At 57.8% G+C, this 25105-nt stretch carries 25 protein-coding genes and 2 pseudogenes; 24 read left to right on the top strand and 3 right to left on the bottom strand.

The features are described 5' to 3' along the window. The first annotated feature begins 17 nt into the window (after positions 1-17). The 15 genes and pseudogenes from ACIGKL_RS23215 to tnpC all read left to right on the top strand — a co-directional run bounded on the left by ACIGKL_RS23215 (position 18) and on the right by tnpC (position 12882). Entirely contained in the window at positions 18-266 is a 249-nt protein-coding gene (locus ACIGKL_RS23215; protein ID WP_397488729.1) for a hypothetical protein, read from the top strand. 23 nt (positions 267-289) lie between these two features. Then, positions 290-682 carry a hypothetical protein gene (locus tag ACIGKL_RS23210; RefSeq protein WP_397488728.1) on the top strand — a complete coding sequence of 131 codons (393 nt, stop codon included), beginning with the start codon at positions 290-292 and terminating at the stop codon, positions 680-682. Positions 683-778: 96 nt separating this feature from the next. Then, positions 779-1492, top strand: a complete 714-nt coding sequence (locus ACIGKL_RS23205; protein ID WP_397488727.1) for an ABC transporter substrate-binding protein — start codon at positions 779-781, stop codon at positions 1490-1492. Positions 1493-1799: 307 nt separating this feature from the next. After that, positions 1800-2597: pseudogene (locus tag ACIGKL_RS23200) on the top strand (GTPase). A gap of 380 nt (positions 2598-2977) precedes the next feature. Next, positions 2978-3955 (top strand): hypothetical protein, encoded by a 978-nt coding sequence (locus ACIGKL_RS23195; protein WP_112209935.1) that lies wholly within the window; start codon positions 2978-2980, stop codon positions 3953-3955. Then, the gene (locus ACIGKL_RS23190; protein WP_397488726.1) at positions 3952-5079 is read left to right on the top strand and encodes a hypothetical protein; all 1128 of its coding nucleotides are present in this window, start codon (positions 3952-3954) and stop codon (positions 5077-5079) included. Before ACIGKL_RS23195 ends, ACIGKL_RS23190 begins: the two co-directional genes overlap by 4 nt. Beyond that, complete coding sequence (locus ACIGKL_RS23185; RefSeq protein WP_397488725.1) at positions 5076-5756, top strand: hypothetical protein; 681 nt, start codon at positions 5076-5078, stop codon at positions 5754-5756. The genes ACIGKL_RS23190 and ACIGKL_RS23185 overlap by 4 nt, the downstream gene beginning before the upstream one ends. A 417-nt stretch (positions 5757-6173) precedes the next feature. After that, positions 6174-7058 carry a DUF3577 domain-containing protein gene (locus ACIGKL_RS23180; protein WP_397488724.1) on the top strand — a complete coding sequence of 295 codons (885 nt, stop codon included), beginning with the start codon at positions 6174-6176 and terminating at the stop codon, positions 7056-7058. Between the two features lie 188 nt (positions 7059-7246). After that, positions 7247-8074 carry a DUF932 domain-containing protein gene (locus tag ACIGKL_RS23175; protein WP_397488723.1) on the top strand — a complete coding sequence of 276 codons (828 nt, stop codon included), beginning with the start codon at positions 7247-7249 and terminating at the stop codon, positions 8072-8074. A gap of 95 nt (positions 8075-8169) precedes the next feature. Continuing rightward, complete coding sequence (locus ACIGKL_RS23170) at positions 8170-8841, top strand: DUF3275 family protein (RefSeq protein WP_397488722.1); 672 nt, start codon at positions 8170-8172, stop codon at positions 8839-8841. Positions 8842-8931: 90 nt separating this feature from the next. Continuing rightward, the gene (locus tag ACIGKL_RS23165) at positions 8932-9276 is read left to right on the top strand and encodes a hypothetical protein (protein ID WP_397488721.1); all 345 of its coding nucleotides are present in this window, start codon (positions 8932-8934) and stop codon (positions 9274-9276) included. Between the two features lie 144 nt (positions 9277-9420). Continuing rightward, complete coding sequence (locus ACIGKL_RS23160) at positions 9421-10077, top strand: hypothetical protein (RefSeq protein WP_397488720.1); 657 nt, start codon at positions 9421-9423, stop codon at positions 10075-10077. Between the two features lie 28 nt (positions 10078-10105). Next, positions 10106-10714: pseudogene (locus ACIGKL_RS23155) on the top strand (DUF6094 domain-containing protein); the annotation flags it as partial. Positions 10715-10949: 235 nt separating this feature from the next. Then, positions 10950-11285: an IS66 family insertion sequence element accessory protein TnpB gene (tnpB, locus tag ACIGKL_RS23150; protein ID WP_041013622.1), complete on the top strand. Its 336-nt coding sequence runs from the start codon at positions 10950-10952 to the stop codon at positions 11283-11285. Positions 11286-11346: 61 nt separating this feature from the next. Then, positions 11347-12882 carry an IS66 family transposase gene (gene tnpC, locus ACIGKL_RS23145; protein ID WP_397488719.1) on the top strand — a complete coding sequence of 512 codons (1536 nt, stop codon included), beginning with the start codon at positions 11347-11349 and terminating at the stop codon, positions 12880-12882. Here tnpC and ACIGKL_RS23140 read toward each other — a convergent pair. After that, a complete protein-coding gene (locus ACIGKL_RS23140) occupies positions 12803-13423 on the bottom strand; it encodes a hypothetical protein (protein ID WP_397488718.1) in 621 nt (206 codons plus the stop codon). The two genes, tnpC and ACIGKL_RS23140, sit on opposite strands and share 80 nt — an antisense overlap. Positions 13424-13876: 453 nt before the next feature. Here ACIGKL_RS23140 and ACIGKL_RS23135 point away from each other — a divergent pair, with 453 nt between their 5' ends. From ACIGKL_RS23135 to leuD, 4 genes are all read left to right on the top strand, one after another. Continuing rightward, entirely contained in the window at positions 13877-14191 is a 315-nt protein-coding gene (locus ACIGKL_RS23135; RefSeq protein WP_397488717.1) for a hypothetical protein, read from the top strand. Positions 14192-14252: 61 nt separating this feature from the next. After that, a complete protein-coding gene (locus ACIGKL_RS23130) occupies positions 14253-14711 on the top strand; it encodes a hypothetical protein (RefSeq protein ID WP_397488716.1) in 459 nt (152 codons plus the stop codon). 165 nt (positions 14712-14876) lie between these two features. Next, complete coding sequence (gene leuC / locus ACIGKL_RS23125) at positions 14877-16280, top strand: 3-isopropylmalate dehydratase large subunit (protein ID WP_397488774.1); 1404 nt, start codon at positions 14877-14879, stop codon at positions 16278-16280. A gap of 17 nt (positions 16281-16297) precedes the next feature. After that, positions 16298-16939, top strand: a complete 642-nt coding sequence (gene leuD, locus ACIGKL_RS23120; protein WP_397488773.1) for a 3-isopropylmalate dehydratase small subunit — start codon at positions 16298-16300, stop codon at positions 16937-16939. A 28-nt stretch (positions 16940-16967) separates the two neighbouring features. Here the strand turns inward: leuD and ACIGKL_RS23115 are convergent, their stop codons facing one another. Then, entirely contained in the window at positions 16968-17789 is an 822-nt protein-coding gene (locus ACIGKL_RS23115; RefSeq protein WP_397488715.1) for an IclR family transcriptional regulator, read from the bottom strand. A gap of 175 nt (positions 17790-17964) precedes the next feature. Here ACIGKL_RS23115 and ACIGKL_RS23110 point away from each other — a divergent pair, with 175 nt between their 5' ends. The 5 genes from ACIGKL_RS23110 (at position 17965) to ACIGKL_RS23090 (ending at position 23770) form a co-directional block, all read left to right on the top strand. Then, entirely contained in the window at positions 17965-19335 is a 1371-nt protein-coding gene (locus ACIGKL_RS23110) for an MFS transporter (RefSeq protein WP_051095776.1), read from the top strand. Between the two features lie 31 nt (positions 19336-19366). After that, positions 19367-20404, top strand: a complete 1038-nt coding sequence (locus ACIGKL_RS23105; protein ID WP_051095775.1) for a cupin domain-containing protein — start codon at positions 19367-19369, stop codon at positions 20402-20404. Between the two features lie 2 nt (positions 20405-20406). Further along, the gene (locus tag ACIGKL_RS23100; RefSeq protein WP_051095774.1) at positions 20407-21264 is read left to right on the top strand and encodes a fumarylacetoacetate hydrolase family protein; all 858 of its coding nucleotides are present in this window, start codon (positions 20407-20409) and stop codon (positions 21262-21264) included. After that, the gene (locus ACIGKL_RS23095) at positions 21261-22436 is read left to right on the top strand and encodes a 3-hydroxybenzoate 6-monooxygenase (RefSeq protein ID WP_397488714.1); all 1176 of its coding nucleotides are present in this window, start codon (positions 21261-21263) and stop codon (positions 22434-22436) included. The genes ACIGKL_RS23100 and ACIGKL_RS23095 overlap by 4 nt, the downstream gene beginning before the upstream one ends. Positions 22437-22519: 83 nt before the next feature. Then, complete coding sequence (locus ACIGKL_RS23090) at positions 22520-23770, top strand: OprD family porin (protein ID WP_397488713.1); 1251 nt, start codon at positions 22520-22522, stop codon at positions 23768-23770. A gap of 109 nt (positions 23771-23879) precedes the next feature. On the opposite strand, the gene ACIGKL_RS23085 is transcribed toward ACIGKL_RS23090, so the two are convergent. Next, on the bottom strand, positions 23880-24698 hold the full coding sequence (locus ACIGKL_RS23085) for an IclR family transcriptional regulator (RefSeq protein WP_256250325.1): 819 nt from the start codon (positions 24696-24698) through the stop codon (positions 23880-23882). Positions 24699-25105 lie beyond the last annotated feature (407 nt).

Raw genomic sequence — 25105 nt, 5'->3', positions numbered from 1 at the left:
CAGCCAGGAGGCTTTCCATGTCCTATGCCCCTCCCGCGTCACCCTGCACCACTCAGACCCGAGCCGAACCCATCGGCTACCTGGCCCTGACCTACGTGAGTCAACGCCTGCCCTTGCAGGTACGGCAAAGCGCCGCCGGCTACTTCATCGGCACTGCCGACCACAACGGCCCGGTCTCGCGCGAGTCCGTCGAGTACTTCCGCTCATACGAAGCTGCAGAGCGGCCCCTGAGCACAGGGCACTGGCAGCAGCGCCTCCATCCCTGAACCCTACCCATCGGGAGACCATCATGAATCAGTCTTTACCCCCAGACGTCCTTGATCAGATCGCGCGGGAAATGCTGCATTTCGACAATGCCCCTGCGGCATTTCTGCAGGCATGGAAACGCGGCGTTCACATCGCCGGTGCCGAGTGGTTCGGCGATGGCACTCGTGCCGGGCTGCAGCAGGCCACGAGCAAGTGGCAGCTGCGACCTAATGTGCAGCGGCTTAACGAGGCCCTCGGCGTGTTGAGCAGCGGCCAACGGCTGTTCCTCTCCGCGATGGTCAGCTTTTACAACGCCAGTGAAGGCGGCGCGATGCTCAAACGCTGCCAGTTCGAGGGGCTTGCCGATCTTGGCGGTCTCGATCTGGAGCGCCGCAAGATCATCGCCGAGCTGGTACTGCACTACGACGGCTGGTGAGCCTGCCGCTCTCAGCCTACCCTTTTTTCCAGCCCACGAGGGACGTGCGTCCCTTGGGGGCCATGTCCCTCTATCTTTTTCGACAGGAGCGACACCATGAACAGCCCGATCAATCCCTTTACCCGTGGTTACCACGGCTTCGATATTCAGCGAGTCGCCGTCATCGGCTACGACGACCGCTGCCCAGTGACCTATCTACCGCTGCATGCTTCGCAAAACCATGTGCCGGACGCACAACTGATCCACCGTCGCTGCATCTTCAGCGACGATTTCGTGCTCGTCACTGAAGGTCAGGAGGTTGCGCCAGAGCTCGATGCACTCTGTAGCGGAACCGGCATGATCCTGGCTGTGCTCTACAGCATTTACGGCGACGACAACGGCGCCCCCAGTCACATCGGCGATGCCCAGACCCTGGAATCCGCGCGCGAAGTGGTTCAGCGCCTGAGCTTCGAGACCGGGCATTACAGTCGCTGCTGGGAGATCAGCAGTGCGCATGTCACCGAGGGTGCGATGCGCTACCTGGAGGACATGGCGGCTACGAAAACGCCCACCGGCCTGCTGTTCGTCGCCTTTCCCATCCCCTGCTCACCGGCTGTCGGGGTGAAGCTGATCGCCACGCCCTGGACCAGCGCCAACCTGCTACAGGTCGAAGGCATCAAGGCTGAGCAGTTACGGCAGGAGCATCTGGCTCAGCGCGTCCCGCCGTCGTTAGTAGAAGTCCTGCATCAGGCGGCCACTGCCGACGTTCGCGTTCTGATTTTGGATGGCGATGCCGCCACGCTCGACGGGCTCAGGCTGTATCAGGTATAGCGCCTGGAACTCGAAGTGCTCCGCAGGCTTTCCCATGCCCCTCGCCGAGGGGCGTTTTCCTTCTGGGAGGACGGTCAATACGGTGCCCAGCGGGTTCGGTTTGCCTCGCGCAAATCGCTCACCTGCGCCCCATCGTGACCCGCATGTTCGCTGGCGCCGCCAACATCCCGGACAGCCAAGACCCTCAAGGCTGCGGTGCGGTTTACCGCACGGGTTGCACTGTTATCCGGCGCCAGTCGCGCCATCCACCCCTCAAGGGACACCCTCCCTTGCGGGCGGGAGTCCCCTTCTAATCAAGGAGCCTCCAATGGATACCCAAGCCATCCGCGCACAAATGCCCGCTCTGGTCGCAGGTCACGTTCCCCGCAATGTCCGCTCGTTCAAGTTCAATATCTTCGACGGATAACCCAAGGTCTCGACGTGGGGCTTCCACATCGACCCGAAACCGTTCGAGGGCAAGGTGATCGCCGACACCGGCGACGCCATTGTCGTCAAGATCGGCCGGGCCGAATTCGCTGTGCTCGATCGCTCACTGCTGACTGAAGTGCCTGTTGAAGGTGCCAAGGTGCAGGTCCAGCCGTATGCCCGGCGCCGTTTCGACGGTCTACGAGCGGACACACCGGAAGAACGTACCGAGTACGCCGCTGACGGCACACCCTTCACAATGCAAACGCACATTCTCGGTTCCGCACCCGCCAAGCTGCCACTCCCGCAACCACGCTGCACGGAGCTGCAGGAGCTCATCAACCAGCTCGAACAGCTGCCGGCTCCCGATGGTTTTCGCAACATCACCCACTTGCTGGTGGATGCCGGCGCACGGGAGTTTTCCGTTGTCGATCCACTACCCGACGACATCATCAAGACGCCGCCGGCGATCAGCTTCACCGTGGCCACCGCAAAGTTCCAAGGGCAGGTCACACTGCTGTACGAACGCGCCGATGACCTCTATGCGATCGAGCTGAAACGCGATGGAGAGCTCGTCGCACGCATCAATCAAGTATTCTTCGACGCGCTAGGGGAAACGCTGGAGCAATTGATCGAGGATGGCAGTTGGCGGCGCATCCAGGTGCAGTGCCTGTCTGGAGCAAAGCCTGTCCGGCATTGAGGAGCCGAATTTCAACCATGACTGATCGTCAACTCCACAGCCCTCGTTCGCGGGGGCTTTCTTCTTTTCGCGTTGCATCAACTCACAAGTCCCGTCTCCAAGGCTTAAGAAACGTCCACATGCATTGCCGTTCAAGATGCCTCTGACCAGCATCAGCTTCAGCTGCGGTCGCACCAGAACTTTAATGCTCTGGCTCGTGACATAGCCCAACTCCACGCCCATCAGCTCCAACGCCGTGCCATTGCCTGCGGAAAAGGAGTAATGCCAAGTTCAAACAGGTGGTCACCTTGTGGCCGGCTCAGCCATCGTGTTTACTGCGCCAGTATCAGTGCCATCATGGTGCATGCACCGTTTGACCAACATAAAGAGCCCAGGAAATCATGGCCGAGACGATCAACATCGCGAAGATGGCAGAGAAGCTGTCGAAGGGAATTTTCAACGAGTTTCTCTGGGGACGCATGGAGCACACCAACATCAATTGGTCGTGCGAAAGTCAGGAGGCACACGAGGTTAAGACCCATCCCTCCGATGTCGTCTTTTGGTACAACGAGCCGTACTCACAGTCCCGAACCTATGTGAACTGCGACCTCAAGAGCTACGCAAAGGGCACTATTAAAACACAGACCATCCGGGAGGCAATCGAGAGCCTAGCCAAGAGCCTTCGATGCGCCGAGATTAGCCAAGAGTTCAGCGACACCTACATCCATCCGGATGTTTCGGCGAATATCCAAGGGCTGCTTTTCGTCTACAACCACGATAACGAATATGACAAGGACTTCGCCAAGATCCTTGAAAAAGTGAAATGCGACGACCTAGACATCCCGAAGGGCTCCAAGATCGTTGTGATGGGGCCTGAAGATATCTACTGGTTGAACAACGTTCACCACGAGATCATCCATTTACGCGGAGGTGCAGGCCTGCTGCCGGAGCGAGATAACTGCAAATTCTATTACCCTCACCTAGTTCGCAGGAAGAATGTTCAATTGGAGCACGCCAAGGCTGCGACGCTAGATATGCTGACCGCGCCCTGGATCATTTTGTCCTACGTGAACCCAAAGAAAGGTAGCAGACAGGGCTTCGTAATCTTCATGCGCAAGCGGGGAATCACGACCGATGAGTTTCTGTACCTCATCGAGTACCTAATGCACTATCAGGTAATCAAATCCGAAACGGAAGTCACGATCCGCCTGGTTGATCCGCACCAAAACGCTTCGGCTAATTTTTCTAAGGCAAAAGACCAGTACATTGCTGACTACCAAGGAGGGGACGAACTTAGACAGATACTGGACGCCATTGACTTCGGAAAACTTGAACACGTACGCACCACCTTCTGTGAACTGGAGCTGTCCCGCCAATGATCAAAAACGCGCTTCAGTACTGTGCAACGGACAAGGAAATTCACGACGCTTTGATGTCAGCCAAGCAGAAAATCAATGAAAAGGTTCTGCTTGAACTCGCGAAGGACAGGGGGATCTTCTACTCCGCGAAGGATAGCCGGGATGATCTAGTCAGTGCCATTTCGCTCCTCCCCCACGACTACCATGATCTGAACACCCTATTGGAACAGCGGGAGCACTCCGGCCGACAGGAAAAGCTCACTTCGGTGACGCTGCCAATCGCGCTGACCTTGGAGGGAATCCGGGAAGTTCTCCGGGAATATATTGAAGAATCTCCCGAGGACGAGAAGGTCACTCAGCAGATCAAGGACGGCAACCAAGTGGTCGCCAATATTAAGTATTTCGACGTCGACTACGGCAAGACGCGGCTCGTCCAGCGCACCCCCAAAGAGGCCTCGATCGAGTTCCACGTCTCGGCGGACAAGACGGTGATTCGGATGCCAGCCAACGATCGTGTAAAAACCATCTACTCCAAGCTAAAGGACAAGCTGGATACCAAGGCCAAGGTTGAAATCCCCGCCATCCGCATCGAGCTCGGCGAGTTCCAGTCCCCTGCCCTGCGCACGGAGTTCTTTACATCCCTGATCAGCAATCTCACGGGCTTCTCATTGAAGAACGTAACCAGCGTGAAGGTGGAGCGCTTGCCTCAGGAACCAGAGGAGGACGAACTCGACCTGGACGATGACCAGGAAGCTGAGGTGGCCAAAGAGGAAGCCTTGGCTCTGGTCAAGAATGTCGCATTGAAGGGCGAGACGCTGCTGGCGTCAGAGGAGTACCAGAGTCTGACTCGGAAGGGCTTCTTCATAACATCGATCATCTGGCGCTCGGTATTGAACAGGGCCCCGCAACCGATGGTGGAGTTTGAAGCCGCCTTTGAGGATCCGGTACAAGGGAAAGGCTTCAAGTACTTCGTCCGAGGTGCCTATCGGATCGTCGAACTCGAGTACACCAAGACGATCCGACCGGTCAACGCCGAGGACAAAGAAACCTATCTGGGCATCATCGAAGAAACCGCTGCGAAGGTTATCAGGGATCTAAGAGCACAAGCGCTAGTGAGTGCTGAACCGCAAGGAGAGCCGGCATGAACAGGGTGAGATGGCTGAATGCCCAATGGCCCTCGTCGATTCGAGCAGTAGGGAAGAGACTCATCGAAATGCCATTCACGGATGAGAGGATGGATGGCTTCGCTATCGAGCGAATCCGGGATGACTACATCGAGGGGCGTTACATCGAGAAGTACAATTACCAAGAGGTGATTTCGACTCCTTTTGGTAGTGAAGAGGTGCTCGATCGAATTGGGTACCGAACGACAGAGTTCACCCTTTTCGATTCGCCTCCCCACATTGAGCTCAGAAATTACCAGCGTAGTATCAAGGAACTGATCAGCCGCCTGCTTGAAGCGTGCAATTTCAACCTGGTAGTAACATCTCCTACTGTTAACCTGAGTGAGTGGGTTTCGGCTCTGCAAGTTTCCGTGGATGAACAAATCACTGTCGACTCGCTCCAGGTCTCAGGCGTTGAAATAGACGAAGGGGTGACGGGAAAAATCTTGCTCAAAGGTATAAAAGATGTGCGAGAAGCCACTGATGTTCTGCTAGCTGATCGCAAGCATGTGCTGGAAAAAGTCCAAGTGAAATTCGTCGAATGTAACAAGATCGTCGCGATTCAGCTGTCCAATAAGGGGACCGCGAAACTCCCTGCGGCGTTATCGAATAATCTGCTGCATCATTTACGTGCATCCTTTCCTCGCAGCATCAGTTGACAACTGCTGTTTCAGACGCACCTGCCGTTTGAAACAGCAGATTGTTGCCTGTTCAGACGGCCGCTGATTGAAAGCACACAATCAACATACTCCACCAAACCTATCTCTATTCCGGCGACTGACAAATAAGGTCGCCACCAGTTACCGATTCCCCGTAGCCAAGGAATTCGCGTAGCACCAACCTCCCCCTCATGTTCCGCTGACGTTGTCAGCGACATGCCAGGCAGCTTCGGCCTTCAGGCTGCCCGCGGTTTCCGCCGCGTGACCGAGCCCGTTCGCAGCGCATCCCTCGCGCGAACGACTACCGGCTTGCCGGTGGTGGATGCAGATGTTCCTCAACCCACCGCGGGGTTACGCACCTCCCCGCTCTGGGTCGGTGTGTCTCCGTGTTCTTGTTCCCAAGTCAGGAGATTCACCATGAGCAGCACTACCTCCAACCCGAAGTCGTACTTCGACATCCATACCTCGGGCATCGGCTACATCCAGCGCGTGCGCGAAGTACCGGTAAAGGGTGGCCGCAAAGCCACTCCCTTTCTCGCCTGCACCGTGGCGGCGCTGGTCGGGCCTGCAAAGAACCCGACCCGGCGCTACTTCGACGTGCGGGTTTCCGGTTCCGAAGCCAAGCAACTCGTCCAACCCTACATCGGTATCGATGATCCCCAGCAACGGCCGCTGGTGCGCTTTCGTCTCGGCGACCTGTGGATCGATCCATTCCGTCGTCCCTCGGGGGATCCGGCGGCCAGCATGAAGGCTCGGCTACTCAAGGCCGAGTTGCTGGAGCGCAGTGCCCTGGACGAAATCGAGTATCACGAGCTACTGACCCGCGGTATCGGCTACTTGAACAATCCCAGGATGATCCCGAACGGCGGTGATCCATTTCTGTCGTGCGCCATCGCAGCCCTGGCCGGCCCGGTCGACGACCCCGAGTATCGCTATATCGAGACCACCGTCGCCGACGACAGCGCCCAGCATTTGGTGCAGCGCTGCATTCAGGCCGTTGAAGCGAAGAAGAAGGTGCTGCTGGCCTTCACGCTCAACGACATGAAGGCCGAGGCCTATGTCCGCAGCAAAGGCGAGCACGCTGGTGAAGTCGGCGGCAGCCTGAGGTCGAAGCTGATGCGCATCGGCCTGATCAAAGTCGATGGGGTACAGGTCTATCCGCTGGAGTCCGAAGCGCCCGCTCACGAAGACGCTCCCGCGTCCGATGAGACGGTTCGCGCCGAGGACGAAAGCGGTGGTCCACAACCCACCGCGACCACTCAGGCTCCTGTCGAGGAGCCCGCGCAGGTGGCTTCGTTCTAACCCGCAGGACCTGCTCCTGTCCCTGCCCCTTCCCCTTCCTCTCCCCCATGCCCCGGCACTTCGGTGTCGGCGGCATACGCACCACCTCCCGTCATAGCCCCATCCTTCGGGGCTTTTCATTCCATGCAATCACCGCTTCGGCCTTCGGGCCGCGCATGCGATTGCCGCCATTCTCAAGGAGAACGACCATGCAACTCGCCTCTCGTTTCGCTCCCCGCTCGCCGATCCTGCGCGCCGATCATCCGCTGTCCGATGATCAGATCCGCACCGTGGCACCGTCGATCTTTGCCGATACCCCGCATGAGAGCCGGTCCGGGCGCTACAGCTACATCCCCACCGCGTCGGTACTCGCCGAGCTGCGCGGAGAAGGTTTCCAGCCGTTCATGGTGTGCCAGACCCGCGTGCGCCACGAGGACCGCCGCGAATTCACCAAACACATGATCCGCCTTCGCCACGCCAGCCAGATCAACGGCAACGAAGCGAATGAAATCATCCTCCTCAACTCGCACGACGGCACCAGCAGCTACCAGATGCTCGCCGGCATGTTCAGGTTCGTCTGCCACAACGGCTTGGTCTGCGGTAACACCGTCGCTGATGTCCGTGTGCATCACAAAGGCAATGTCGCCGAGCAGGTGATCGAAGGTGCCTACGAGGTCCTGCATGGCTTCGAGCAGGTGCAGGCCTCGCGCGATGCGATGCGCCTGATCACCCTGGACGAAGGCGAGCAGGAGGTCTTGGCCCGCTCTGCACTGGCGCTCAAGTACGACACGCCCAACCAGGTGGTGCCGATCACCGAGGCGCAGGTGCTGATGCCCCGCCGCGTCGATGACCGCGGCAGCGACCTGTGGTCCACCTTCAATCGCATTCAGGAGAACCTGGTCAAAGGCGGTTTGAATGGACGCAACGCTCGTGGCCGTCGCCAGAGTACCCGGCCGGTCCAGGGCATCGATCAGAACGTGCGGCTCAACCGCGCACTGTGGATGCTCGCCGAAGGCATGCAACAGCTGAAGGCCTGAGGTCACGCGGACCACGCCCCTGGCGGGTGTGGTCCGCTCTTTCACTCATTAAATGGATGCCCCGCATCCTCACCCTTATCGCAAGGAGATCCGCCATGGCCGCCTCAGCCGCCCTGCCGCTACCTGCATCATCCATCGTCGTACCCGGCCAGCTCACGCTGCGCACCATCCACGGCCGCAACGGGCCGTTCAACGTCGGCCGCCTGGTCACCCCCATCGGCAAGTTTGCCGTCAAGGATGCGGAGTTGGAGCAGTACCCCGAAGGCAAGTACGACGGGGAGTTCGTCATCCGCTACATCGACTCCAAGGCCTATCCCACCTGTGATGGCATGCGCTTCGAGATCCGCGCCAGTCTGGACGGCATGACGCTGTCGGGCATCGACAAACTGAGCAAGGCCGAGGCCCATGCCTTCGCCACCCAGGAAGTCGATCCGCTCGACGAGGAACTGGCCGCGCAGCCTCTGACACCGGCGACAACGCCAGCTCCAGTGTCCACTCCCGTGCAAGCCTCGACGGATCCCCTGATCGACACCAGGCCCTTCGGCGTGGATGCGCCCGGCGCTGCGGTCGCTGCCTCCGGCAGTCCCGACAGCGACGATGCCGCCCTGTTCGGCCTGCTCTGGCCGCTGGGCGAGTCGGTGAAACTGGACTCGACCATCGATCGCCGCACGCTGCGTCTACAGATCGCGCGCCTGGGTGTGCTGGGCTACGCGCTCGACTTCAAGTCGCAGCAATGGAATCGGCAGCCTGACCAACAGGCTGCGTGACCTGCCTCGCCGCATCCGCGGCGTTTCATCCACCCGCCGGGGTTCCTTACCCCACGCGGGAGGGCTCCGGCTTTTCTGGAGGACTCCAGCATGCCAACCACCGCCTGCAATTCCCAGCCACAGCCCATCGGGGTTACCTGCTCTGCGCTCGATGAGCAAGCCTGGCTGGCGGTCTGCAAGACGGCAGCCACACAAGCCAGAAATGGTTGCGGCCTGTCTTACGACTACTACGTCGATCGCCTCAGTGCAGCGATTGATACGCACATCGAGCAATTGCCCGAATGCCAGCGCGCACAGGCTCTGCAAATAGCCACAGAGGAATGGGGTTACGCGACACCTGCCGAGAGACAGGAAACCCAAAACTGGAATGCTGAACACGGCTATTGCGCGCACGGAATCGAACTGGGTTATTGCCCGGTCGGTTGCGGCTCGTAATCGAGAACTGGCCGGGCCGAGACGCTTCGTTGCAGCCCACACGCCCAACAGTTCGAGCCGGAATATTCCGCCTCCCTTCATCCCCTCGGGGCAGCACCTTCCCCTGCAGGCGGTGCTGCCCCCCACTTCTTCGAGGACATCACCATGCCGACCCCATCATCGCCTGCCACGCTGCATCGCATCGACGAATGCGCCGACCTGATGGCCGACGCCTGCATCCGTGACGAACAGGGAAACCTGATCTTCATCTCGGTCTGGGCGCGGGATACCGCTATCCAGCAGTTCCTCGCCCAGCTGACCCTGGGCCACGACGAGAATGGGCTGGACTCGTTCCACCTCATCACCGAGCAAGGGGGCTCTGTCCCCGTCTTCATCAGCACGGTCGAGCGTCTGGAAAAACGCCTGACCCGATCCTATCGTCGCACGCTGTTCGGCTCGATGGTCAACCTCTGGCTGTTCGACCGGCGCTGCATACGGCCCGACAAGAGCACGGCCAGCGCCCTGGCGCTGCTGCCGCGCTCGGTAAGCGATCCGACGTCACGCCTATGGCAGCTGGTCAGGGACACCTGTCCGCTGCCGTTGCTGGATCACTGGCAAGCACCGGTACTGGCGCTGCTGCGCGAGCACCACATGCTCCAGGATCTGCCGGTGGCGCTCGGCCCCCTGCGCGGACTGCGCCTGCAGCTGGACGTTCCAGCGCTGACCGAAGCGCTGGGCGAGCTGATCCGCTGCGGCGTATTCACCGCCTACCCGCCACAGCAACCGGCAATCACCGACCTGCCGCTGCAAGCCGTGGCTTGATGTACCTGTGCGAACGCGTGCGCCCCGCGTGTTCGCCCCATTCATCCCCGCCAATCAGGAGACTTCCATGGCCCTCATGTTCCCCAGGCTCGCACGGAATTTCGCCAAGAACGGCTACTACCCGACCGACGAAGCCACCCTCGAACGAGCGCTCAGCGCACTGATGCCCAGCGATGGGCCGATGTGCATTCTCGATCCTTGCGCCGGCGAAGGCGTCGCCATTGCAGAAGCCGCGCACGCCCTCGGGCGTGATCAGACCACCGCTTATGCGGTGGAGTACGACCTAGAACGGGCAAACCATGCACGGAGGCTGGTCGATCACTGCCTCCAAGGTGATTTGATGGATGCGTTGATCGCCCGGCAGAGCTTCGGCCTGCTGTGGCTCAACCCGCCCTATGGCGACTTGTCGAAGGATGCCAACGGCACTATCGGCTACGACGGCAGAGGCCGTGCCAGGCTGGAGAAGCTGTTCTATCAGAAGACGCTGCCGCTGCTGCAGTACGGCGGGATTCTCATCTTCATCGTGCCGTCCTATGTGCTCGACCCGGAGCTGGTTGGCTGGCTCACCCGACACTTCACCGACCTGGGCATCCACCGAGCGGTGGACACGCAGTTCAAGCAGGTTGTCGTGTTCGGTCCAGCGTTGCCATCAGCCACGGCATCAACGCCAACGTTATTCGCAAGTGGCTGCCGCTTTACCGAGATCAGCTACCAGCGGCGTTGCCGGCGTTCGTGCCATTGAGGGCCACGCCTAAACGAACAACTGAGGCGTTCGCACTCATTGAGTTGTCCCTTGGCGAGCAATCGGTCACGGTGAAATGGCCAGCCTCCGATCCTGAAGGTTGCGCCCGCTTTGTGCGTGGGCTCACCCCGTGATCCGCATCGATGCCATCTGGCTCGCCACCGAGCCGATGGACATGCGCGCCGGCACCGACACCGCGTTGGCGCGTGTGGTGGCCGTGTTCGGTGCGGCGAAGCCGCACTGCGCCTATCTCTTCGCCAATCGCCGCGGCAACCGCATGAAAGTCCTGGTGCATGACGGCGTGGGTATCTGGCTCGCCGCGCGGCGCTTGCACCAGGGTAAGTTTCATTGGCCAGGCATCCGGCACGGCTCGGAAGTCGAACTCGACACCGAGCAACTTCAGGCTTTGGTGCTGGGTCTACCCTGGCAGCGGGTCGGTGCAGCCGGCGCGATCACAGTGCTGTAGCCCCTGCCATTAGCCCATCGGTTTATCTCCGCTGATCGCCTGCTCTGGCACAATCAGCGGCATGACTTCCTCGCCCAATCTCGACCAACTGACAGCTGAGCAACTGCGCACACTGGCCGCGCAGTTACTGACGCAGGTCGACGTGATGGGCAAGAAGATCCACCGCGATCAAACCATCATTGAGCAGCTCACACACGAAATCGCTTGGTACAAACGGCACAAGTTTGCCAAGCGCAGCGAGCAACTGAGTCCTGACCAGGGCAGCTTGCTGGATGACCTGCTCGACACTGACATTGCCGCCATCGAGGCGGAGTTGAAAGCCGTCAATCCCCCTGCTACTCCAGCCGAACCCCGCCAACAGCCCAAGCGCACAGCGCTGCCGGCACAATTTCCGCGCACTGTGATTCGTCATGAGCCGGAGAACATCCAGTGCGCCTGCGGCTGCCAGCTGCAACGCATCGGCGAGGACGTCAGCGAAAAACTCGATTACACGCCCGGCGTATTCACCGTCGAACAGCACGTGCGTGGCAAATGGGCCTGTCGCCAGTGCGAAACACTGATCCAAGCACCCGTACCGGCCCAGGTGATCGACAAGGGCATCCCCACCGCCGGCCTCCTGGCTCACGTGATGGTGGCCAAATTCGCCGACCACCTGCCGCTGTACCGGCAAGAGAAAATCTTTGGCCGTGCCGGCCTGACCATCGCCCGCTCGACACTGGCGCAGTGGGTCGGACAAACCGGCGTGCAGCTCCAGCCGCTGGTCGATGCCCTGCGCGAAGCCGTGCTGGCCCAACGCGTGATCCACGCTGACGAAACCCCGGTGCAAATGCTCACGCCGGGCGAGAAGAAAACCCATCGGGCTTACGTCTGGGCCTACAGCACCACGCCCTTCGCCGATCTGAAGGCCGTGGTCTACGACTTCAGCCCCAGCCGTGCCGGCGAGCATGCGCGCAATTTTCTTGGCCAGTGGAATGGCAAGCTGGTCTGCGACGACTTCGCTGGCTACAAGGCCGGTTTCGAGCGAGGCATCACCGAAATCGGCTGCATGGCCCACGCCCGCCGCAAGTTCTTCGATCTGCACGCGGCGAACAAAAGCCAATTGGCCGAACAGGCGCTGCACTCTATCGCTGGGCTGTACGAAGTCGAACGCCAAGTGCGCGACATGGGCGATGAAGAACGCGGGCGAATACGACAGGAACAGGCTTCACCGATCCTCGACGCGCTGCATGCCTGGATGCTGGCCCAGCGTGATCGGGTGCCCAACGGCTCAGCCACGGCGAAAGCCTTGGATTACAGCCTCAAACGTTGGTTGGCACTGACTCGCTATGTCGAGGATGGTGCCGTGCCCATCGACAATAACCAAGTCGAGAACCAGATCCGCCCGTGGGCTCTAGGTCGCTCCAATTGGCTGTTTGCCGGGTCGCTACGCAGCGGCAAACGGGCGGCGGCAATCATGAGCCTGATCCAGTCGGCGCGCATGAATGGGCATGATCCGTATGCCTATCTCAAGGATGTGCTCACACGACTGCCGACGCAGAAGGCCAGCGCTCTGGCCGAGCTGCTGCCGCACAACTGGGTATCCGCCAGCAAGGTGTAATGCCCGTTCGCTTACAGTTAGTCTGCCGTGCAATGTCTTGGATGCTACCAACCAGCGCAGTGATCTCCACCGACTGGCCGCCGAGCTCGTTAAACGCCTGGTCCAGTTTGCTCATTGAAAGATCCAGCTCTCTGAAGATTTCAGCACTGTTCTGGATGCTGGTGTAGCTGGCGCTGACCTTGCTACTCGCATCGCGGGCTAGCTGGTTAGCAAAGCGCATTTCCTGCTCAGTATGAGTAATTGAAAGGCCCAGCTCTCCCAAGTGCTCGCGGAGTCGGGGGTCGAGAGGTATGCGCTCAGGGGTGTCGAGGCATTCATTAGCGAGCTCACGGGGCACTAGCACCTCGTAAGGAACCTCGATGCGAATCTCTAGCCGTTCAATTCTCTCAAAGTGGTACAGCCATCCTGCAAGGAACAAGGATGACACGGCAATCGATAGGCAGGTGTTTAAGTCCTCGGGAAATAAGGCCGCAGCCAAGCAGGCAATGATGCCGCCGCTTTGAACTGCTGCAAGGTAAAGCCGCTTCGTGATTTTGGACATTGTTGCTCTCCAGCCCCATGCTCCGTGGGCGTGCGGAACTCAAATTATTCTTGTTATTGGATTGCCACAGTCTGAATGGTGTGCAACCGGGCGGTGCGTCCACCCCTGGGAGGTGCACAGACCTCGGGCAGTTAATGCTATGGCGCGAGCGACATATAGCAATATCCGAATTGCACACCTCAGTATCCAATCCCTGTCGGCTCTCCCCCTGGCTGTGTGGCCATATGTCGTCTGTCCATCTTGCACGCTGACGCCGAAGGTGAAAGGGACACATCGATGGCGAAGGGGCTTACATCCCATCACCACAGACCAGCCATCATGGCCCGAATCAGAGTATAAGCTTAAACGCACAATTATCTCATTAGGATAATTTATCTTGATTTCTGTTTTTTTTAGCATTATTTTCGCATGACGATAATTTTGGCCGCTCAGCATGAGCAGGAGAAGCAGCCTGTGTCTCATCCAATCTACCCCCTGGAACCCGAGCAGCTCAGACTCAAAAAGTTGAGGACTGAAGGGCAGGACGTGACTGCGCGAGTCATTGATACGTTTTACTCTGCCATAGATATCAAGGCCTTACGCTTCCAACTGGATAGCAAGGTTGATCTCAAAACTGGGAGCCATGTGATTTTTTCAGTGCCGAATGAGCCGTTCACCTTGAGCCGGACGTATTCGGTCGTCGAGTACGATCTCCAAGCCCAGGCCCTGACAATCGCGGTAAAACTTGACCCCCAAAGCCGTGGCGGCTCTGCTTTTATGTGGTCCTGATTCCAGGAGATGAGGCTCAACCACCAGTCTCGGAAACTCGCTGCCATTGAGCTACGGCGCCATGAGATACGTGTTGATTACCAGAGGCATTGGGGGCACGCCACTCTTAGGAGTGGTCCGCAGCTTGGTTGCAAGCGGGAGACAGGTCGATATGCACTATGCCGCAAAGGCACATTCACAGGCTGCGTCCTTGTGTGAGCTGCATAACCTGCTCGGTGAAAACCTGCAGTTCTACGCTGGGGATCTTCAGGAGAGGGTCAGAATTGATGCCATTATCGATAGCGTTGATGAAAGCACTTTGGTCTACGTGTGCGGACCAATCCGCATGCTGGACGCGGTCAGGAGATACTGGCTGCAGAGCGGCTTGCCACCCGAAAACCTATGGCACGTGACATTAACGGATTCAGAAGAATCTGCCTCCCCATGTCTTTCCGCAATAGTCAGCGATAAAACCATCGGCAGTCTCATGGTGCCACCACAGCGCGTGAACCTTGAGTCTCCTTTCGATAAAAGGGGCTAGCTGGGGCCATCAGTGGTAACGAGCAGGACAGGATCGATGGTCCATGGCTTCGGTTATCCACACTTACTCAAGCACCGATAATCGTTGAGCATGCACCGATCAGCAGTTCAGTAGCTGGAGGTAGCCAACCTTCGTGAACACAAGCGCCCATACCTGGAAGTTTCAATAATGCCCAAAACACTACTTCACAAGCTATGGAATGCTCATGCCGTACGGGAAGGGCCGACCGGCTCGGCCGTGCTCTACATTGATCGTCATTTGGTCAATGAAGTCACGAGCCCCCAGGCTTTCGAAGGATTATCCGTCGCTGGCCGCCGCCCCTGGCGGGGAGACACAGTGATTGCTACCTCCGATCACAATGTCCCAACTCGTGAGCTGGAGATGGGAATTCGCGATCCATTAGCGAGAACTCAGGTACAAACGTTGGAGCGAAACTGCGAGACGTTCGGCCTGAAGCAGTACCGTCTCGGTGAGCATGGTCAGGGCATTCTTCACGTAACGGGACCCGAACTGGGTGCCACGTTACCAGGCATGACTATTGTCTGTGGCGACTCCCACACCAGCACGCACGGTGCATTTGCTGCGCTGGCGTTTGGTATTGGTACTTCTGAAATCGAACAGGTACTGGCTACGCAGTGCTTAATTGTCTCCCGTATGGCGACCATGAACATCCAGATCGAGGGTACCTTGCCATGGCGTGTAACGGCTAAGGATCTGGCACTGTTCATAATTCGAAAGATCGGGGCCGCTGGTGCCACGGGTTATGCGATCGAGTTCAGTGGTTCGACCGTACGGGGAATGTCGATGGAGGCGCGCATGACCCTGTGCAACATGGCCATTGAGGCCGGCGCCCGTGTCGGCCTCATCGGTGTAGATGAAACCACTCTGACCTATCTCCACGGTCGCTCATACGCCCCTAAGGGTGAAGCGTGGGATGCAGCGTGTCTTTACTGGCGCGGCCTTCGCAGCGATGAGGGAGCTATTTTCGACAAGACGCTTCGCTTAGATGCCCGCGAGATTACTGCGCAGGTTTCATGGGGTACATCTCCGCAAATGACATGCGATGTGACGGGTCAAATTCCCGACCCCCTAGATGAACCTAATATGAGCATTCGCCAAGCTATGGTTCATGCCCTGGAGTACATGGGGTTGCAAGGAGGTACCCAGATCCAAGCCGTGGAGCTGGACAAGATTTTCATTGGCTCGTGCACAAATGCACGACTGGAAGACCTTCGGGCAGCTGCACGCATCGTCGAGGGTCGGAAAATCTCCAAGCGCATTCGCCAAGCTTTGGTAGTGCCTGGCTCCCAGGCAGTCAAGGCGATGGCAGAGGCTGAGGGCTTGGACAAAGTCTTTAGCGATGCTGGATTCGAATGGAGAGAGCCAGGATGTTCGATGTGCCTTGGCATGAATGAGGACAGATTGTTGCCAGGTGAGCGTTGTGCTTCCACATCGAATCGTAACTTCGAAGGCCGACAAGGCCAAGGTGGAAGGACACATCTCGTCAGCCCGGTTACCGCTGCGGCAGCAGCTCTGGCGGGTCACTTTGTCGACCCTCGAACCTTATGAGCACGGAGACTTCAGAATTGAAAAATTTTGAGACGTTCAGCGGTGTAGTGGCCCCGCTTGATCGGGCCAATGTGGATACCGACGCCATCCTGCCTAAGCAGTACATGAAGCTCATCAGCAAGTATGGCTATGGAGATTATCTGTTCGATAACTGGCGTTATGAGGACGAAGGCCAGCCGGGAGATGACTGCTCCCTTCGTCCTCTCGCCAAGGACTTCGTGCTCAACAAGGCCTCGTTCAGATCCGCGCAGATACTGCTCTGCCGCGAGAACTTCGGCTGCGGTTCAAGTCGTGAGCATGCCCCTTGGGCCTTGCGTGACTTCGGAATCAAGGTCTTGATCAGCAGCAGTTTTGCGGAAATATTCCAGGGCAATTGCCTTAAAAATGGACTTCTGCCAGTCGTATTAGCCAAGTCGCGTGTTGACCAGTTGTTTGACCTGGCAGAAGCAGAATTGCCCCTCACACTGACGATTGATCTGCTGGGACAGCGGGTAGTGAGTCCAGATGGTGAAGTCGACATATTCGAGATCGATGCCTTCCGCAAAAAATGCCTGCTAGAAGGATTGGATGAAATCAGCGTTGCTCTGGAACACGCAAATGACGTCAGGGCTTACGAGCTACGCCGGCGGCTTAGCGAGCCTTGGCTGTTTCCTGAATAAGTCATTGAGCTTGGCTGCGATCAGCTATTCAAGCTGAGTGAGCAGCCAGCTCGGCCATCGCCCGGCTCATGGTATGACCAGCAGCTGAGACCACGGGAGCGAGTCTGTCCTTCAGTTGATCCGAGGCTGCTGCCACTGGGATTACCAAGCTAATGCTGCCAATGACTCGTTTGTCATCGAAGATGGGCGCCGAGATCCCCGCCGCGCTGTGGCCTAGATCGCCTGCCGTCATAACTACTTGCTGCGATCTCAGACGACGTAGGGCCTGTTTGACCTCGGTCCAGTTTGAGCCCAAGTGGAAACGTTGGAATTCAACGGGTACATCTTCGTAGTAGGCCTTGACCTGCCGCAGGGGCAGATGGGCGAGGATGGCTTTGGACGCTGCACCTTGGTAGAGGGGCCTTGGCAGTCCGCGCTCATAGCTGATCTCTTGAGCGAAGCGAGTTTTGAATTCCTCGTGCACGCACATCACCTGCTCTCGGTAGTAGCGGCACAGAATCGCTGTGCAGCCGTCCGGCCCCGAGGAGAGCATTTCATTCATCACCGCTCTGGCGGCCTGAATCATCGGGTCGCCAGTCCTCATTTTCCTATCCAGAGCAATGATGGCTGGGCCAAGAACATAGCGTCCAGGTGTGAATGCGCTGATGTAGCCCGCACCCGAGAGCGTACGGAAGTAGCGGTAGGTGTGGCTAGCCGACAAGCCAAGCTCGACCGCCGCCTCGTCTACAGACCAGTCATTTTTCCCATCACTACTGAAGAGCTCAAGCAAACGCATCAGGCGGTCGTGAGAGCTGCCTTTGCCTTCTTCGAGTGGTTTTTCTGGCACATCGATCTCCTGCTGCCGACTCACCGCCAACCCCTTTTCGCGTTGCTTCTGAAGTGAAAACCCGAGTGTACAAGCAAAGGCGCCATCCCGGAATGCGACAAAATTATCCTAATGAAATAATTTCGTTGACACTCAGCAAAAAACGCACAATTATCGTTTGGCGGTAAAAAATAACAAAACCAGCCTTGGACTGCCTGCCATGAATCAGCGCGCATTACCCGTCGTGGACATTGCCCCTCTCCTTGATCACGGGCAGTGGACGCCTTTCCAGAAAAGAATCCTTCTCGCAGTGGCGCTCGTCATGATGTTCGACGGCGTGGATGCTCAGGTTCTGAGTCTGTCGCTCTCGACCATCGCCGGTGAGTGGAGTGTTGGTCGCGCCGCTTTTGCCCCGGTTCTGGGCTTCAGTTTTATCGCCATGGCACTGGGCACGGCGCTTGGTGGGTTGTTAGGTGACCGCATTGGCCGGAAATGGACCTTGGTGGCCTCGACACTGACTTTTGGTGCCATGACGATGCTCAGTGCGTTTGCCAACGATGTGACTTTTCTAGGCGTATGCAGGGTGCTGGCCTCGTTGGGAATGGGGGCCGCAATGCCAAACGTCACAGCGATGCTTGCCGAATACACGCCCTTGCATCGCCGCAGTCTCGCAATTGCGATCGGCATGAGTGCGCTTCCGTTCGGCGGCATTGTGGTCGGGCTACTGGGTTCTCAAGTTCTTCCGCTTCTTGGGTGGCGGACGTTCTTCCTAATTGCAGGCTGCGGACCAGTGCTGCTGGCATTCGTGCTAGTGCCTTGCTTGCCCGAATCACTCCGTTTCCTCGTTGCTCGCAACAGAAAACCTGAGCATTGCCGGTCCATTGTCCAGCGCCTTGGACAACCCATTGAGGCCGAAACGGTATTCGAAGACAGCCACGAAAAAGTCCAGCAACCACGCGCATCATGGGGAGCCGTTCTCACCAGTGAGTACGGTGGCGACACCCTCATCCTGGCGTGCGCGTTCTTTACAGTAATTCTCTCAAGCTACCTGATGTTCACCTGGTCTCCATCACTGTTCGTGGAGGCCGGCTACAGCGTGGGCATGGCGAGCGCGAGCATGTCCATATTCAGCTTGGGCGGATTGATTGGTGGCGTGGGTGGTGGATGGTTGTTCAGCCGCCTGGGCTCGCGCAGAACCGTGCTGCTTATGTGTGTAGGGGCTGTGGCTTGTTGCCTGACTCTGATGGCGCTCCCGCTCGGGCCAGAGGTCAATACCTTGCCAGTGGTAGCTGTTGTGCTGTTGCTGCTGGGGCTCTGCGTGCCAGGAACCCAGGCAGTGGTCTTCGTCCTTGCTGCACAAATTTTTCCCACCTCGATGCGTGCCAGTGGTGTTGGTCTGCCGGCTGCAGTCGGCCGAACTGGGGCTGTGCTCAGCGCGTTCATAGGCCCCTGGATTTTGGCCGGGTCAGGCGCACGGTTCTTCGGCTTCCTCGCCGCCATGATGGTACTGGCCTTCTTCGCGCTGCAGTTGTTCCGCCGCCATATCGCCCAGCCCAAGCTTCAGCGCAAACCCGGACTGTCCGCGGACTGATTCCTCCACAGCAAGTTAAAGGAGATACCCCATGACCACCTCTGCATTCAGGGAACTGATCGCGAGCGACAACATGACCCCCCTCTGGGAGGTGCTCAGAGGACTCACTCCGCGTGAGCCCAAGCAGGTCGATGATGTCGCCGTTTGGAGAGCTGACACCATCCGCCAGAACATGAAAATGGCCTGCGAAGTTATCTCTGCTGAGGATGCGGAGCGACGTGTGCTGGTGCTTGAAAACCCTTCACGGCGCGGCAAGTCGCAGGCCACATCCTCGTTGTACGCCGGGATCCAGATGATCCTGCCTGGCGAGGTTGCACCGAGCCACCGACATACGGCCTCTGCGCTCAGGTTAATTCTCAGTGGGCAAGGCGGCTACACCACTGTTCGTGGCGAGAAAGTCATGATGCACCCAGGGGATTTCGTGATCACCCCTACCAACGTGTTTCACGACCACGGCGCCGAAGGTGACGATCCGGTCATGTGGCTGGATGGCCTTGATGTGCCAGTGGTGCAACTTCTTAACGCCGGCTTTTCAGCTGACGATCCACAAGCCCGCCAGGCTTTGAGCCATCCAACGGGTGATGCGAGCGCTCGTTTTGCATCGGGTCTACGTCCCGTTAACGATGAGCCGTCGGGACCTGTCAGCCCGCTGTTCCACTACCCGTACACCCGAACACTCGCAGCTCTCGAACAACTTTCGCTCGCTAAGGACGTGGACGAGTGCTCGGGCATCAAGTTGATGTTCACCAATCCCACCAACGGCCTATCGCCGATTCGCTCTATGGGGGCATTCATGCAGATGTTCCCAGCGGGCTTTAGCGGTCAGCGTTTCCGCGAAACCGATGGCGCCGTTTGCTGCGTCGTGGAAGGGAGCCTGCGCGTGCAAGTTGGCGATCAAGAATTCACTGCCTGCAAGGACGATGTGTTCGTCATTCCGGGCTGGGCATGGCGCTCATTTGAAACAGACGAGCGATGCGTGCTGTTCAGCTTCTCCGATCGACCGCTGCAAGAGCATTTGGGCTTCTGGCGCAGCGAGACAAACAACCCTGATGAAGAAAACCAGGAGTAAATATGAAACTCTGCTTTTTTAACGACAATCGCCTCGGACTCGTCGAAGCCAACACCGTTTACGATGTTTCTGAAGCACTGCGTCAGCTGCCGACCTCGGGCTATCCCTATCCCCAGACCGATGCGCTGATTACCAACCTGGAGCAGCTGACGCCGGAAATTATTCGGTTGAGAGAAGGTGCATCGTCCTTCCCTTTGAACGAGGTAACACTGCTTAGCCCAGTGGCGAATCCTGGAAAAATCGTCGCAGCGCCGGTGAATTATCAAGCGCACCTGGACGAGGCGATCGCTGATCCAGCGACCTTCACACGCGCGAACGTCAGGAAGATTCAGGAAACTGGTCTTTTCCTGAAAGCGACGAGCTCGCTGATCGGCGCCGGCCAACAGGTCGTCATCGGTTTGCCCGAACGCCGTACCGATCATGAGATCGAGTTGGTAGCAGTAATTGGGAAACGCGCTAAGAATGTCAGCGCTCGTGACGCACTTTCCTACGTTGCTGGTTACAGCATCGGCCTGGATATCACTATCCGTGGTCCGGAAGAGCGAAGCCTGCGCAAGTCTCTGGACACCTACACCGTGCTTGGCCCTTGGTTGGTTACTGCAGATGAGCTGTCCGATCCTCATGCACTGGAAATGGTCCTGGACATCAACGGCGAAAAGCGACAGCACGCTAATACCCGTGACCTCATCATGGATGTAGCCGAGCTGATCGAGTTCGCTTCCCAGTACTACACCCTGGAGCCGGGTGACCTGCTGTTCACAGGCACTCCGGAGGGCGTGGCACCCATTGTTGCCGGTGATCGAATCAATGCTCGCATCGACAACATTGGCCAGTTGAGCGTTGAGGTAGTGCAGTCATGAGCCAGGCCAATCCAGTCGTTATCGTCGGTGGAGGTATCGGAGGCCTGGCGGCCGCTCTCGCTCTCTCGCAGAAAGGTATCGCATCACGTCTGATTGAGCAGGCGAATGAGTTTCGTGAAGTAGGCGCGGGCATCCAGGTAGGCCCAAATGGCTATCGTGTGCTGGAGACGCTGGGTATCGCCGATAAGGTAGCCGAGTTGGCGGTGCTGCCCGACGACCTGATCTTTATGGATGGTGTTACCGAAAAGCAGATCACTTCGATCCCAACAGGCGCCGCCTTCCGCGACCGTTTCAAGTATCCGTATTCCCTGGTCCATCGTGCCGACCTGCATAGCGTTCTGCTGGAGGCCTGCCGTGAATCTGAGTTGGTTCAATTTCAGGTAGCGACGAAGGTCATAAGCTACGAGGACACGGGGACCTCCGTAAACGTGTTCACCGATAAAGGTGAGACTTTTCAGGCTAGTGCCCTAATCGGCGCGGATGGTCTGTGGTCCAAAGTAAGGGAACGAATCGTAGGTGATGGTGCCCCAGTCGTATCCGGCCATATCGCCTACAGAGCAGTCCTGCCTATTGAGGATGTGCCGGTCGAGTTCCGCCGAAATGCCATGATTCTTTGGGGGGGACCGAAGTGCCACTTGGTTCAGTACCCACTACGTGGCGGCAAACTGTTCAACCTGGTGGCGGTGTTCCACAGTGATAAATATGTCGAAGGGTGGAACACCGAGGGTGATCGCGATGAGTTAATCAAACGCTTCGCCGGTACCTGCCCAACGGTGCAGGCCTTGCTGTCCAAAATCGACAGCTGGCGCATGTGGGTGTTGTGTGATCGTCAGCCGGTCAAGCAGTGGTGCTCGGGGCGAACCGTGCTCCTAGGTGACGCTGCTCACCCAATGCTGCAGTACCTGGCACAAGGCGCATGCATGGCCATGGAAGACGCAGTTGTACTCGCCGATGAAATGTCCAGGGCCAATGGTTGGTATGCCGGGGCCTTTGAAAAATACCAGGCGCGTCGCTATCTGCGCACCGGACGGTGCCAAGTGATGGCCCGTGTCCACGGTGACTTCTATCACGCAGAAGGAGTTGTAGCGGAGCTGCGTAATGGAATGCTTGCGAAGCGTACGGCCGAACAGGCTTACGACGGGCTGAGCTGGCTTTATGACGCGGTGATCTGAATCAAGCCTGCGGAGGTCGAACCCGACCTCCGCAGGTTGTCTTTTGAAGTTCTCGTCTTACAAAAACAATAACGAGTGAACTCATGAACGCGAGATACGCTACCTTGCTGGCAGCGCTTTGCCTTACTGAGCGCTGCATTGCCGGCGACGCGCCGGCATTTCTGTCCGAAGCCACGGCAACACTACAAACCCGAAGCTACTACTTCCAACGCAACTACTCCGATATCAGGGGTACGGAGCGCTCGAAGGCGGAAGAATGGGCTCAGGGATTCATTTTCAACTTCAAGTCGGGCTATACGCCTGGCAGCCTTGGCTTGGGCGTCGATGCTACAGCTAGATTGGGCATAAAGCTGGATAGCGGACCTGGGCGCGTAGGCGTTGGATTGCTACCCGTCCAGGATGACGGCCACCCCGCCGATGAGTACAGCCGGTTAGGGCTGACATTCAAAGCCAGGTTGTCGAACACGGAATTGCGTGTCGGCGAGCTCTTCCCGGATAACCCTCTTCTCACCTTCAGCGACATACGCCTGCTGCCTCCCTCTTACCAGGGCATTTCATTAAGCAGTACAGAGTTCAAGGGGTTGAAGCTTCAAGGTGGTCACTTGAATTCCACCAGCTTGCGCAACGAGGCTGGCGACGAAAAGCTCATTGCCATGCTTGGCCACATCCCTCAACGCAATGCCAGCAGCGATGCTTTTAATTATGTTGGTGGGGATTACACGTTCAACGGCAACAGAACGACGCTGAGCGGATGGATAGGTCAGTTGGAGGACATTTATCGCCAGACGTACCTCGGGGTTGAGCATAAAGGCTCTCTGGGCTCTTGGTCATTGGCAGGCATTCTCGGGCTCTATGATGCGGTTGAAGACGGCGCCCATTTGATCGGCGATGTGGACAACCGGGCGCTTCATGGCATGGTTTCCGCAACGAAGGCAGGTCATACATTCTCGTTGGGTTACCAGCGGATGTACGGTGAAACGGCTTTCCCGCGCGTGTTCGCAAATATTGCACCGTTGAGCAATGAACTGCCCACTTACGACTTTTCGTTTACCGACGAAATCTCGTATCAGCTCAAGTACCGCTACGACTTCGTCGCAGTGGGTATCCCAGGCCTAGCGCTTACCGCGCGCTACGTGGCCGGGGGCAATGTGAAGACCGGGCGAGGCTATGAAGGGAAGGACACAGAGCGAGACCTTGATCTCTCTTACGTAGTGCAGAGCGGCTCACTTCAAGGACTGGGTATTCGCCTTCGGAACGCGGCTGCGCGCTCGAATTATCGCACTGACATAGACGAGTATCGGATCATCTTCAGCTACACCTGGGATGTGCTTTGAAGCTTCTAATGGAACAGCGCAGCACCCAGTGTCTGTTCGGTTGTGATACCGGCAGTACTCCGGCGCACTGCCGCTGCCCCGCACTGCCGACCTTGCCATGAAGGACTAATCAGAGAGAGTTCGCCGCCAGAGCAGCCATCGTGTTGCTCATTGTCTGAGCCGCAGCAGCTACTACGGGAGCCAACTGAGCTTTCACCTCATCAGATGCTAGGGCTGCTGGTACTACAAGGCTTATGCTTCCGATCACCCGTTTGTCATCGAAGATCGCCGCCGAGATGCCAGCCGCACTGTTGCCCAACTCGCCTGAAGTGATCACAGCCTGTTGCTCCCTGAGTGCTCGTAACGCCTGCTTCAATTCGGACCAGTTTGCACCTAGGTGGAAGCGCTCGAACTCCTTCGGTACTTCCTCATAGAAGGCTTTCACTTGTCGCAGAGGGAGGTGAGCAAGAATGACCTTCGATGCCGCGCCTTGGTATAGAGGCCGTGGAAGTCCGCGCTCGTAGCTAACGTCGTGCTGGAAGCGAGTGGTGAACTCCTCATGAACGCACATGACCTGGCCTTGGAAATATCGGCACAGAATTGCGATGCAGCCTGCTGGAGCAGGCACAAGCATTTCATTCATCAGTGATCGGGCCGCCTGAATCATCGGATCGCCTGTCCGCATTTTCCTATCCAGCGCGATGATTGCAGGGCCGAGTACATAGCGCCCAGGGGTGAAGGCGCTGATGTAGCCAGCGCCTGAGAGGGTGCGGAAATAACGGTATGTATGGCTAGCCGAAAGCCCTAGCTCGATGGCCGCTTCGTCTACTGACCAATCACTTTTTCCCTCTCTGCTGAAAAGTTCAAGCAGAAGCATTAAGCGATTCAGCGAGCCCGATTTTCCTTCCTCGGGCCCTCTATCTTGGGTGTCACGGGACTCATGCCGCACCGCGAATCTCCTCTAAACCTGTTGCTGGCTAGTACCAGCGGAGTGTACAGGGAAACCGCCTCTCGCCAAGAAAACAAAAACTATCCTAATGAGATAACTCTGTTGACGCGGATCAAAAAAAGCGGAATTATCGTATTGCACCAATTCTTACAAAAAGCACCTTGAAGTGCGAGGTACCCACTCATGAGCCAAGCTCTGCCTGCCGACCTTAGCAGCCCCTCTCGCGAGCTAGAGAAGGCTCTGCTGCTGCCTCTCACGCTTGTCGCGATACCCGTGGCCCCTTTGCTTCTGCACAGCCCTGCCTGGCAATTGGGCGCAGCTTTGGCGAGGGCCTCCAGACAAGCGGCCCTCACAGCGGGCACCCCGCAATCCTCTGCCCTCTGGTCCTATGCGACCCGCCAAATTTT

The sequence above is a fragment of the Pseudomonas sp. NPDC077186 genome (genome assembly GCF_044543505.1).
GTDB lineage: Bacteria > Pseudomonadota > Gammaproteobacteria > Pseudomonadales > Pseudomonadaceae > Aquipseudomonas.
The sequence above is the reverse complement of the archived record's forward strand: the minus strand, read 5'-3'. Positions and strand labels throughout refer to the sequence as shown.

Excerpts from the sequence above, each read along its gene's own strand:
- ACIGKL_RS23215 (WP_397488729.1), top strand. The coding sequence starts at position 18 with ATGTCCTATGCCCCTCCCGCGTCACCCTGCACCACTCAGACCCGAGCC.
- ACIGKL_RS23210 (WP_397488728.1), top strand. The coding sequence starts at position 290 with ATGAATCAGTCTTTACCCCCAGACGTCCTTGATCAGATCGCGCGGGAA.
- ACIGKL_RS23205 (WP_397488727.1), top strand. The coding sequence starts at position 779 with ATGAACAGCCCGATCAATCCCTTTACCCGTGGTTACCACGGCTTCGAT.
- ACIGKL_RS23195 (WP_112209935.1), top strand. The coding sequence starts at position 2,978 with ATGGCCGAGACGATCAACATCGCGAAGATGGCAGAGAAGCTGTCGAAG.
- ACIGKL_RS23190 (WP_397488726.1), top strand. The coding sequence starts at position 3,952 with ATGATCAAAAACGCGCTTCAGTACTGTGCAACGGACAAGGAAATTCAC.
- ACIGKL_RS23185 (WP_397488725.1), top strand. The coding sequence starts at position 5,076 with ATGAACAGGGTGAGATGGCTGAATGCCCAATGGCCCTCGTCGATTCGA.
- ACIGKL_RS23180 (WP_397488724.1), top strand. The coding sequence starts at position 6,174 with ATGAGCAGCACTACCTCCAACCCGAAGTCGTACTTCGACATCCATACC.
- ACIGKL_RS23175 (WP_397488723.1), top strand. The coding sequence starts at position 7,247 with ATGCAACTCGCCTCTCGTTTCGCTCCCCGCTCGCCGATCCTGCGCGCC.
- ACIGKL_RS23170 (WP_397488722.1), top strand. The coding sequence starts at position 8,170 with ATGGCCGCCTCAGCCGCCCTGCCGCTACCTGCATCATCCATCGTCGTA.
- ACIGKL_RS23165 (WP_397488721.1), top strand. The coding sequence starts at position 8,932 with ATGCCAACCACCGCCTGCAATTCCCAGCCACAGCCCATCGGGGTTACC.
- ACIGKL_RS23160 (WP_397488720.1), top strand. The coding sequence starts at position 9,421 with ATGCCGACCCCATCATCGCCTGCCACGCTGCATCGCATCGACGAATGC.
- tnpC (WP_397488719.1), top strand. The coding sequence starts at position 11,347 with ATGACTTCCTCGCCCAATCTCGACCAACTGACAGCTGAGCAACTGCGC.
- ACIGKL_RS23140 (WP_397488718.1), bottom strand. The coding sequence starts at position 13,423 with ATGTCCAAAATCACGAAGCGGCTTTACCTTGCAGCAGTTCAAAGCGGC.
- ACIGKL_RS23130 (WP_397488716.1), top strand. The coding sequence starts at position 14,253 with ATGAGATACGTGTTGATTACCAGAGGCATTGGGGGCACGCCACTCTTA.
- ACIGKL_RS23110 (WP_051095776.1), top strand. The coding sequence starts at position 17,965 with ATGAATCAGCGCGCATTACCCGTCGTGGACATTGCCCCTCTCCTTGAT.
- ACIGKL_RS23105 (WP_051095775.1), top strand. The coding sequence starts at position 19,367 with ATGACCACCTCTGCATTCAGGGAACTGATCGCGAGCGACAACATGACC.
- ACIGKL_RS23100 (WP_051095774.1), top strand. The coding sequence starts at position 20,407 with ATGAAACTCTGCTTTTTTAACGACAATCGCCTCGGACTCGTCGAAGCC.
- ACIGKL_RS23095 (WP_397488714.1), top strand. The coding sequence starts at position 21,261 with ATGAGCCAGGCCAATCCAGTCGTTATCGTCGGTGGAGGTATCGGAGGC.
- ACIGKL_RS23090 (WP_397488713.1), top strand. The coding sequence starts at position 22,520 with ATGAACGCGAGATACGCTACCTTGCTGGCAGCGCTTTGCCTTACTGAG.